The organism is Mesorhizobium sp. M7A.F.Ca.US.007.01.2.1 (assembly GCF_003998165.1).
GTDB classification, from domain to species: domain Bacteria; phylum Pseudomonadota; class Alphaproteobacteria; order Rhizobiales; family Rhizobiaceae; genus Mesorhizobium; species Mesorhizobium ciceri.
This window is the reverse complement of sequence record NZ_RZQP01000140.1, coordinates 1-10,711: the sequence shown is the minus strand read 5'-3', so window position 1 is coordinate 10,711 and position 10,711 is coordinate 1. Positions and strand designations below refer to the sequence as shown.

Genomic DNA, 10,711 nt, shown 5'->3' with positions numbered 1-10,711 from the left:
TGCTGTTCAAATTCGCCTTGCCGGCATGGGACCCCATCGCTGTCATCACAGGAAGCAGTACGTGGGAGGGGAACTGCTCGCAGTGATGAATCGTGTTCCGAGCCACTACCCATTCAGTTTCGTCCCAGTTGTTACCTCCCGTATTCAGGTTGCGGTCGAACCGCGGGAAGGCCGAACTAGTGATTTCCAGGCGAATTTGATGGCCGGCCGGAAACCAATTACTTGTGGCGTCGAGATCAATCTCGATTTTGCATATAACGCTCGGTTCCATGAAAACAGCCCGATCAAAGCCCTCGCGATAGCGGACGCGCAGTATCCCGTCCACCACGTCAATCGCACGGCCATCGGGATGTACGTCCAACAGTCTGGCCACGAAGTCCGTGTCCGGGGCCGAAGAAGAGACGAAGAGGACCGCCCGGACAAATCCGGTAACCTCCATGCCCTCTGTGAGGGGCGGTGAAGTGAAGCAGAGGACGTCTGGACGAAGCTGGACGTCCTGGTAATCGCGGGGTCCTATAGTAGTTCCACTTGACTTCCCGCCGTCCATCCCCAAGAACGGCGCCGGATCCCCAGGGTCGTAGGTAAACGTGTCAGCCGGCTCGTCGGCACTCGGAGGCTCTACATCAAGAGTCCCGTCGCCTAGACGGGTCGCGGCATTCCCGCCGCTGCGGAGGAACCAGTGCTGCAGTTCCACACCAAGAGGGGGCCATTCTGACGCGGCACGCCACTCGTTGCGACCCATCACGTAGTACTGGACGCGGGGCATTCCCTCGATCCGGTCGGGCTTGTCGTTCAGCCAGCAGTCGAACCAGTCCAGGTAGATCTGCCAGCAATCCAGGCGCGCGTCGCCCAGCTCGCGCTCGCCGATAACCGTCGGGGCTTTGAGACTCTCGGTGCCACAATGCGTGGCTGGCGACAGAATGATATGTTGGTGATCGCGTGCCGCCGGGCTCAATCCGCGAGCACTAAAAACGCGCTGCTGGTGAAGCGCGTCGGCAGCCCCCACGTCGTACCACGAGTTCACGAACAGGGCTGGGACGTCGATGGTCGAGTCCTCGCTAAGCATCCCATTCCGATCCCCCCAGGGATCGCCTGGGTCACGCGAGACCCAGTCCTCCCAGTCAGTCGGCGGTCCCCCAAGGCTCTTAAGCATGTTGACGAGCGGCAGCGACGCGAAAGCCCGCTGATACTCCTCATCGCTTTTCGGTTGCACTCGGGACCGGTCCTTCGCTGCGGTTTGGTGGAACCAGGGGACAAACGCGGCAACCTCCACCGCACCGCCGAGACGGAGATCCCCGTTGCGATATCGCCCTCCGGCAGAGCCGTTCGCGCCGCCCGATCCCTGCGCAATTGCGCATCGGTGGGCTGGATGGCACAACTGCGCCAGCAAAACCTGCGCGATACCAAGCGCCGAGCACCCATATGTGCCCACGCGTCCATTCGACCATGGCTGCTGCGAAATCCAGGACAGCGTGTCATAACCGTCGTCCCTTTCATTCTCCATGAGGGTGAATACGCCGCCGGAATCGAAGACTCCACGAAGCTCCTGCACAAGTACGGCGAAGCCTTGTCCAGCAAACATTCTTGCCACTTTGTGGCGAGGCTCAACCGGACAGCGATAGGGCGTCTTACCGTATTGAGTTCGGATAAGGATTGACCCGAGTTCCCCAGTGTAACCAATAGGCCGATACAGGTCCGTGGCGAGCTCAACGCCGTCCCGCATTGGAACGCGCAAGCCGGTCTGCAAAACCACTTCGTATCGCGGCGTTGGCGGTTTAATCGGGCCTAGTTCATTACACACTTCAGAGTGCCTCCCAGACATTGAGACTGATTCAAGATGGAGTGGCCAATTTCGACGGGTCTCAGCATTCTATCTGCACGGTGGTGTGTTCGTCGCATTCACAGTACAACGATGAACTCTGTGCCGTTGCTAAGTTGTTTGAAAAGAAACTCAACCGTGCTTCTCTAGCAGGTCCGGCACTCAATGATGGCGCGTTGCCACCCCAATTTCCCTATTGCTTAAATCAATGTGACAGCGCGCCTACGCCGCTGTGCAAAACATCAATTGTGAGTCTCACCGCCATTATGTGCCGATCCATGGACCCCCATTCCATGCTGATTGACGCGGGCCGATGGGGCAAGCTGCTTGATGTGAGAAGCGACGGGCTCCCCGACCGATCGCAGCTTGTTATCACCGTTTGTTTGAAATAGTGGAGGTAGGCTAGCCAGGCGGCAAGCTGTTCAAATTCGCCTTGCCGGCATGGGACCCCATCGCTGTCATCACAGGAAGCAGTACGTGGGAGGGGAACTGCTCGCAGTGATGAATCGTGTTCCGAGCCACTACCCATTCAGTTTCGTCCCAGTTGTTACCTCCCGTATTCAGGTTGCGGTCGAACCGCGGGAAGGCCGAACTAGTGATTTCCAGGCGAATTTGATGGCCGGCCGGAAACCAATTACTTGTGGCGTCGAGATCAATCTCGATTTTGCATATAACGCTCGGTTCCATGAAAACAGCCCGATCAAAGCCCTCGCGATAGCGGACGCGCAGTATCCCGTCCACCACGTCAATCGCACGGCCATCGGGATGTACGTCCAACAGTCTGGCCACGAAGTCCGTGTCCGGGGCCGAAGAAGAGACGAAGAGGACCGCCCGGACAAATCCGGTAACCTCCATGCCCTCTGTGAGGGGCGGTGAAGTGAAGCAGAGGACGTCTGGACGAAGCTGGACGTCCTGGTAATCGCGGGGTCCTATAGTAGTTCCACTTGACTTCCCGCCGTCCATCCCCAAGAACGGCGCCGGATCCCCAGGGTCGTAGGTAAACGTGTCAGCCGGCTCGTCGGCACTCGGAGGCTCTACATCAAGAGTCCCGTCGCCTAGACGGGTCGCGGCATTCCCGCCGCTGCGGAGGAACCAGTGCTGCAGTTCCACACCAAGAGGGGGCCATTCTGACGCGGCACGCCACTCGTTGCGACCCATCACGTAGTACTGGACGCGGGGCATTCCCTCGATCCGGTCGGGCTTGTCGTTCAGCCAGCAGTCGAACCAGTCCAGGTAGATCTGCCAGCAATCCAGGCGCGCGTCGCCCAGCTCGCGCTCGCCGATAACCGTCGGGGCTTTGAGACTCTCGGTGCCACAATGCGTGGCTGGCGACAGAATGATATGTTGGTGATCGCGTGCCGCCGGGCTCAATCCGCGAGCACTAAAAACGCGCTGCTGGTGAAGCGCGTCGGCAGCCCCCACGTCGTACCACGAGTTCACGAACAGGGCTGGGACGTCGATGGTCGAGTCCTCGCTAAGCATCCCATTCCGATCCCCCCAGGGATCGCCTGGGTCACGCGAGACCCAGTCCTCCCAGTCAGTCGGCGGTCCCCCAAGGCTCTTAAGCATGTTGACGAGCGGCAGCGACGCGAAAGCCCGCTGATACTCCTCATCGCTTTTCGGTTGCACTCGGGACCGGTCCTTCGCTGCGGTTTGGTGGAACCAGGGGACAAACGCGGCAACCTCCACCGCACCGCCGAGACGGAGATCCCCGTTGCGATATCGCCCTCCGGCAGAGCCGTTCGCGCCGCCCGATCCCTGCGCAATTGCGCATCGGTGGGCTGGATGGCACAACTGCGCCAGCAAAACCTGCGCGATACCAAGCGCCGAGCACCCATATGTGCCCACGCGTCCATTCGACCATGGCTGCTGCGAAATCCAGGACAGCGTGTCATAACCGTCGTCCCCTATATGTTCCCTAGCGTATACGCCGCCGGAATCGAAGACGCCACGACGCTCCTGCACAAGTACAGCGAACCCTTGTCCAGCAAACATTCTTGCCACTTTGTGGCGAGGCTCAACCGGACAGCGATAGGGCGTCTTACCGTATGGAGTTCGGATAAGGATTGACCCGAGTTCCCCAGTGTAACCAATAGGCCGATACAGGTCCGTGGCGAGCTCAACGCCGTCCCGCATTGGAACGCGCAAGCCGGTCTGCAAAACCACTTCGTATCGCGGCGTTGGCGGTTTAATCGGGCCTAGTTCATTACACACTTCAGAGTGCCTCCCAGACATTGAGACTGATTCAAGATGGAGTGGCCAATTTCGACGGGTCTCAGCATTCTATCTGCATGGTGGTGTTCCAGCCCACCTGCCTGTGCAATACCAGATGGAATACGCTCATTGGGGTGGCGCTGATTGCATGCCTTTCACTTAGCGAGCCAGCAGGCTGACAGGTGCTGTGGTCCAACTTCGATCGCCGGCGGCTCCTCAGCTTTGCAACGGTCGAAGGCAAGCGGGCAACGAGGATGGAAACGGCAGCCCTTCGGCACGCGCGCGGCACTTGGAACCTCGCCCTGCAGGGCCGGCAACTCGGCGCGACCTGCGTTGCCGCCAATCTGCGGTGTGGCGTTGCGCAAGGCGACGGTATACGGATGGCGAGGGTTGAATGTGATCTCGTCGGCGCTACCAATCTCGACCAATTTTCCAAGATACAAGACCGCAATCCGGTCGGCGATCAGCCAGGCAAGGGGCAAATCGTGGGTGATGAACAGCAGCGCCATGTTGTGCCTGTCGCGCAAGTCAACCAGGACCTGAAGAATCTGAGCGCGTATCGAGACATCGAGCATCGATACAGGTTCATCAGCAACGATGAGTTCCGGCCGGACGGCAAGCGCTCCTGCAATCACGACGCGCTGGCGCTGCCCGCCGGATAGCTCGTGCGGGAAGCGGGCGAAGAAATCGCCGGGAGGATTGAGCCCAGCGGCCGCAAGCGCTTCACTCACCCGGTCGGCGAGTTGAGTGGCGTTACCGACCAGCCGCAGGGACTGCAACGGCTCCGCCACGATGTCGAACACGGTGTGTCGCGGATTGAGGGCCTGATAAGCGTCCTGGAAGATCATTTGCACGCGACGCCGGTACGGACGTAGAGCCGAGAAGCCCTCTACCGACCTCATGTCGCGGCCTTCGAACAGCATTCTGCCGCCAGTCGGCTTGGCAAGCTTGGTGATGACGCGGCCCACAGTGGTCTTGCCGCTTCCCGATTCGCCGACCAGGGCGACGATCTCGCCCCGCCCGACGTTGAGGTCGATCCCGTCTACCGCGCGCATGGCGCCGACAGATCGGCCCAGGACACGGTCGAACAGACCGCCCTGGATAGGAAAATGAACTTGCAGGCTCTCGAGACGCAGGATGCCGGCAGTGTCAGGCATGAACAGCGACCTTGTCTTCTTGCGTCAAGGACCGGTGAAGGTGACAGGCGACACGTCCCCGCCCGAACTTATTGAGGCTGGGGACTTCGGTCGCGCACCCCCCCATGACCGACGGGCAACGCGGATGGAAAGCGCAGCCCGAGGGTCGATTCACCAAGTTGGGAGGATCACCCGGTATTGGCCGGATCATCTTTTTGCCGCTCGCTGGGTTCGGGATCGATTCGATCAGCTGTCGGGTGTAGGGATGTTTGGGCTGGGCGAAAATCTCGGCGACAGTGCCATCCTCGACGATGCGGCCCGCGTACATGATCATTACGCGATCACAACACTTAGCCACCACAGAAAGGTCGTGGGTGATCAAAATCAGGGCGAGGCTCAACTGCGATCGCAAGTCGCCTAGCAGGTTAAGGATCTGAGCCTGAGTGATGACGTCGAGCGCTGTGGTGGGCTCGTCACCAATGATAATCGAAGGTCGACACGCGAGCGCCATGGCAATCATCACCCTTTGTCGCATTCCGCCCGACAACTCGTGAGGGTAGGCGGAACCACGATCCGCCGGGATGCCGACCAGTTGAAGCAACTCACTTCCCCGCTTGGTCGCCTCGCCCCGCGACATGCCGAGCTTCAGCATGCATGGCTCGGCGATCTGCTTGATAATGCGGTGAACAGGATTAAGTGCGTTCATCGCGCCCTGGAAGACAACGGACGTTTCGCTCCAGCGATGTGGCCGCATCGCCGCATCATCGTCGATCGGCAGTCGGTTGCCACGATAGCGCACTTGGCCGCCGCTGACCCGCGCGTTGGGTGATAGTAGACCAGCGATCGCCATCGCGGTCGTGGTCTTGCCACTGCCCGATTCTCCGACGAGGCCCACGGCCTCTCCGGCTCGGAGCGCGAAGCTTACGCCGTCGATTGCTCGCAATGAAACGCCCTTGAGCCCATAATCGACAGAGAGCCGGTCTATTTCCAGAAGCGGTGTTTTGTCCTGGGAGGAGCTGGTCATGGGATCACCCTCCGCCGTGGATTGAACGTGTCGTCAAGGGCACTGCCAATCAGGACGAAGCTAAGCGAAACCGTGAGTACGCACAGTCCTGGGGCGCCGAGGTACCACCAGGCTCCAGCACTGGCCGCGCCGGCGCGCTGAGCGAGCGAAAGCAAAGTGCCCCATGAAGGCTGCAACGGGTCCCCGAGTCCAAGGAATGAGAGCGATGTCTCGACATAGATTGCGCTGGCGACCACCAGCGCACCATTGGCTGCGATTTGCGGCACGAGATTGGGGAGGATGTGCCGCACCATGATGCCGAAATTACTGCTACCCGCAACGCGCGCACGATCAATGAATGGTCGCTCCTTAAGCGACAGTGTCTGACTCCGGACGATACGTGCAACAAAGGACCAGCTTGTCATGCCTATAACGACAATGATCACGAAAAGAGAAGGACGGAAGCCCAGGATTTCTCCACCGCGCCCCATCACCTCGAGAACCACGGGTGTAATGACCAGCGCCAGCACGAAGGACGGCATGACAAAAAAGAAGTCTGTCAAGCGCATCAGCCAGACGTCGACCCTGCCACCATAGTAGCCAGCGGTCGTACCGATTGTAGTCCCAACGACGAGGCTGATCACAGTCGCGAGTAGCGCAATCGTAAGCGAGATCCGGGCACCATGGAGGACCAGATTGAGCACGTCCCGCCCGATTTCGTCCGTGCCGAGCAGATGCTCGCCTGATGGGGGTGCGAGGAAATCGCCAGTTGCATTGATCGCAGTCTGGAGCGGTCCCGCCAGAATATTGGGGACCGCTCCCACAACAAGAAAGAATACCAGACATACGAGGCCCACCTGAGCACCGCCATAGCTGAGAAATTGACGCAGAAAGCCTTTTATTGCGCGCGCCCGGCCTCGCGGGCAATATCGAACAATATTGTCGCTCATTGTCGGACCCTCGGATCTAGAAGGCTGTAGGCAAGATCGGCTACGAGGTTTGCGAGAACAATTGAAACGCCAAGCAACAGGAATATGCCTTGAAGGACTGGGTAGTCCCGTGCGTTGAGTGCTTCCACCGTCAGCCCGCCGATACCCGGCCAGGCGAAAACGGCTTCGACAGTGATGGCCCCGGCGACCACATAGCCAATATTGAGGGTGATCAAGGTCACGACCGGTAGCATTGCATTGCGAAATGCATGACGCATCAGCATTTGACCGTTGGTCAGCCCTTTCGCCCGTGCGGTTACCATGTAATCCTCGGTGAGTACGTCACTCATTGCGGCACGAGCGACGACGACGTACTGGCCGATTAGCCCAAGCGCCACCGCAGTGGCGGGAAGCGTGAGATGTTGCAGGTAGTCGAGGAACGAACCAAGAGAGCCCGTGATCAGGCCGGGCGAGTATGCACCATAGCCCGGGAGCCAACCCAATGCCGTGCTGAAGATTACCACCAGGATCATGCCGAGCCAGAAAGCCGGCGTAGAATAGAGCGCCAGAGAGGCTCCGGTTGCGATACGGTCGCCGGCTCCTCCCCGGCGCCAGCCTGCGTAGATCCCAAGCATCACCCCAATAACGATTGCCATTATCTGAGCAACCCCGACTAGGACTATGGTGTCCGGCAGGCGTTCCGCTATCAGGTCTGCGACATGCCTGCCCCTGAACTTGAAGCTGTAGCCGAAATCGCCGCGGAGTGTTGCCGACAGGTAGTCGACCGCCTGGTCCGGGAACAGCGGCCGGTCAAGGCCCCAACGTTGGTTCTGCGCCTCAATCTGCTCGGCGGTGACGCTGACGCGCGCCCCGCCAAGCAAAAGAGATGCAGGGTCACCTGGAATAACTCGGAATAGGATGAAGTTCAGGACTGCCACCATCAGGAGGGTTATAGAGGCCCTGACGATGATGCGCAGGATGTGACGGCTCCCTCCCCCTCCGTTCACGGCGCGGGCACCGGCTTCAAGCGATCGAATGGGAAGTAGCTGTCCATCGACATGATGCCTTGCTTTCCCCAACCCTCGAAGCAATCCCTCCGGTGGGCTTCGAGCAGGGTGGGGTAACATAGTACGATGTAAGGCGCTTCAGTATAAATTAGTCGCGCTGCCTGGTCGACCAGCTTTTGGTTTTTCTTGAGGTCAACGGTGACCTGCACCTCCGCGAACAGTTTGTCGAACTCCGCATTCGTCCAGTACGCCTTGTTCTTGATGCCGATGGAATTGCTGCTGCCGAAGATGAGCAGGTCTTTAGGTGTTGGGCCTTGCCAGGTATCGGAAATGAGCAGATCCCACCCTCCGCCGCCTTTCGCCGGAGCTGCGGCGCGGGCGCTCAGCGCACCGGAGTCGAGCCGAGTCACCGATACAGGGATACCGATTTGCTCCAACCAGCCAGCGATAAACTGCACTGCCGCGACCGGCATCTCTATATTTGCTGAAGGTCCAGACACCAGCTCTAGCTGGAAACTCTTCCCGTCCTTGTCCTCCCGAATGCCATCGCCGTTCGTGTCCCGGTACCCTGCGGCGTCAAGCCGGCGGTTGGCTTCGGCGAGATCGAAGTGGCGCCTGATGTCGTTCAGATCTGAATAGTAATCGGCCGCCACCGGCATTGCGAGTCCGACACCAGGGTCGGCGTGTCCGCGCATGGCTCGATCGACGATGGCCTTCTGATCGATCGCGTAGCCGAGCGCATCGCGAAACGCCGGATCCTGCAGAGCCTTGGTGCTACCTGCGCCATCTCCCGAAGCGGTGTTGAAGGCGAGATAGGTTTTCTGAGCTATGCGGGATTCACCGACTACAATGTCGGGATCCTTCGAGAGATCAGCCCACTGGGCGGACGTCAGGTAGTTGCCATAATCGAGTTCCCCGCTCTTAAGACCTTGCGCAATCGGATCGGCGGCATCGAAGGACCGCAGGATCACCCCCGCGATTTGGGGCTTCCCCGTACGGAAATAGGGGTTCGGCGTCAGGCGTGTAAACTGGCCCTGGTGAAACTCCGAAACGATCATAGGTCCCGTACCCACCAAAGGCGGATCGTTGCGGAAGGTTACGCGTGCGTCAGCATAGCTGATGTCCTTCCAAATGTGCTCGGGAACGATCATTATGATATTGTCTATTGGCCAGGTCGCGGGGAACTTGGTCACGATCTGCAAAGTCTCGTCGTCGAACGCTTTGATGGACTCGACGTTCTCAAGACCGCTGGTGCTGTTCCACCCGACGTTTAGCTCGTCGGGCTTGCCTATGGAATCGTGCAAATAACTATAAGTGAACGCCGCGTCCCTAGCGGTAGCAGGCTGGCCGTCCGACCACTTCATGCCGGGCCAGATCTTGAAGGTCCAAGTGAGGTTGTCGTCGGCGACGGACCAAGATTGGGCAAAGCCCTTTCGATCGTCGTATCGCTGGGCGTCTATGCAGACCAAGAAATCATAGCAAATAGCCAAGGGCCAAAAGGAGCCCCAAGTGGCGAAGGGGTTCATCGAATCAGGGCCTCCACCCAGTCCGCCGATTCGCAGGATGCGATCGTCGCACGACGAGGCGAACGCCCTCGAGTTAATCCCCCAAGGGGTCGCCGAAATCGCCAGCATTGCCTTCATAAGCGCACGACGATTATATGAGTATTGGCTCATTTTATCCTCCCTGTTTGCCGGCTTTATCATCACTTCATGTTCACACGACCACGATGATCTACGGCCTCAACCCGGAACATCTGGCTTCCTTTTGACGGAAGCTCCACAGTCCCCTCATTCCAGATAAGTAGCAGTGCCCAGGGGGGTGGTTCCTGCAAATTGGCCGCTGTGCCTGCATGAATCCGGCGTTTTTCTCGATTCTGGGCACAGCTAGCCAGAATTAAAGTCGATTGGCCGGTTCCAGCTCCTGGCGGCGCCCACGGACAATTCGCATATAGCAAACGAGGCAGTCATTCAGGTTCTGTTCGCGACCTCGGGTTGGAGGGTCCCGTCGAGCCGCAAACGCCTTTATCACGGATGTGTGATGTCGGAATGTCGATGCCGAAATTCCAGAGGATATCCTCTTCCGGCACACGACGGTCTAAGAGGCGTTCGACAAGCTGCGCGCCGCGCAACAACACGGAGCTTGAGCCGCCCGTTGAAAAACGATGTAAACGCTGATGGATCTCCAGCCTGATGCGTGGCCGCCAGCTCGTCGACCGTGAACTATCCGCAAGCCATTGATCTGGCCTTTTGATTGAGGCGGATAGCGTCTTTTGAATTGCAGGATTAGCGGTATTTGGACGCTGTTTTCCTGCAATTCGGTTTTGCGATTCCCTTGTGCTGCGGAGCGTGATTCACTCGGTTCGGCGGCGGCGAATCGAGGGGACGGCGAATGTCCAAGCCACGCGAGACGGGAGAGCAGGACCTGTTCCGCTCCAGGCTCGATCAGATCATCAACATGAAGCAGGCGATCGACCGGCCGGTGCTGGAGGAGCGTTTCGGCGCCGTCTATTCGGACGGCCCCGGCATGCCGCCGCTGCCGACCCGGCTGATGGCGGGGCTGGCGATCCTCAAGCACACCTTCAACCTGTCGGATGAGGTGCT

7 protein-coding genes and 1 pseudogene are annotated in these 10,711 nt (G+C 59.2%); 1 reads left to right on the top strand and 7 read right to left on the bottom strand.

The window, feature by feature from the left end:
• From EN949_RS22600 to EN949_RS22570, 7 genes are all read right to left on the bottom strand, one after another.
• A partial coding sequence (locus tag EN949_RS22600) for a CocE/NonD family hydrolase (protein WP_095776170.1) occupies positions 1–1,723 on the bottom strand: 1,723 nt, incomplete at its 3' end.
• Between the two features lie 498 nt (positions 1,724–2,221).
• Complete coding sequence (locus tag EN949_RS22595) at positions 2,222–3,955, bottom strand: CocE/NonD family hydrolase (RefSeq protein WP_244514363.1); 1,734 nt, start codon at positions 3,953–3,955, stop codon at positions 2,222–2,224.
• 233 nt (positions 3,956–4,188) lie between these two features.
• A complete protein-coding gene (locus EN949_RS22590; RefSeq protein ID WP_063169341.1) occupies positions 4,189–5,190 on the bottom strand; it encodes an ABC transporter ATP-binding protein in 1,002 nt (333 codons plus the stop codon).
• Positions 5,183–6,193 (bottom strand): ABC transporter ATP-binding protein, encoded by a 1,011-nt coding sequence (locus EN949_RS22585; protein WP_063169342.1) that lies wholly within the window; start codon positions 6,191–6,193, stop codon positions 5,183–5,185. The genes EN949_RS22590 and EN949_RS22585 overlap by 8 nt, the downstream gene beginning before the upstream one ends.
• On the bottom strand, positions 6,190–7,122 hold the full coding sequence (locus EN949_RS22580; RefSeq protein WP_063169343.1) for an ABC transporter permease: 933 nt from the start codon (positions 7,120–7,122) through the stop codon (positions 6,190–6,192). The genes EN949_RS22585 and EN949_RS22580 overlap by 4 nt, the downstream gene beginning before the upstream one ends.
• Positions 7,119–8,108, bottom strand: coding sequence for an ABC transporter permease (locus EN949_RS22575; protein ID WP_063169344.1), 990 nt, complete (start codon positions 8,106–8,108; stop codon positions 7,119–7,121). The genes EN949_RS22580 and EN949_RS22575 overlap by 4 nt, the downstream gene beginning before the upstream one ends.
• On the bottom strand, positions 8,105–9,784 hold the full coding sequence (locus EN949_RS22570) for an ABC transporter substrate-binding protein (RefSeq protein ID WP_063170379.1): 1,680 nt from the start codon (positions 9,782–9,784) through the stop codon (positions 8,105–8,107). Before EN949_RS22570 ends, EN949_RS22575 begins: the two co-directional genes overlap by 4 nt.
• Before the next feature lie 715 nt (positions 9,785–10,499).
• Here EN949_RS22570 and EN949_RS22565 point away from each other — a divergent pair.
• Positions 10,500–10,711 (top strand): annotated as a pseudogene (locus tag EN949_RS22565) (IS5/IS1182 family transposase); the annotation flags it as partial.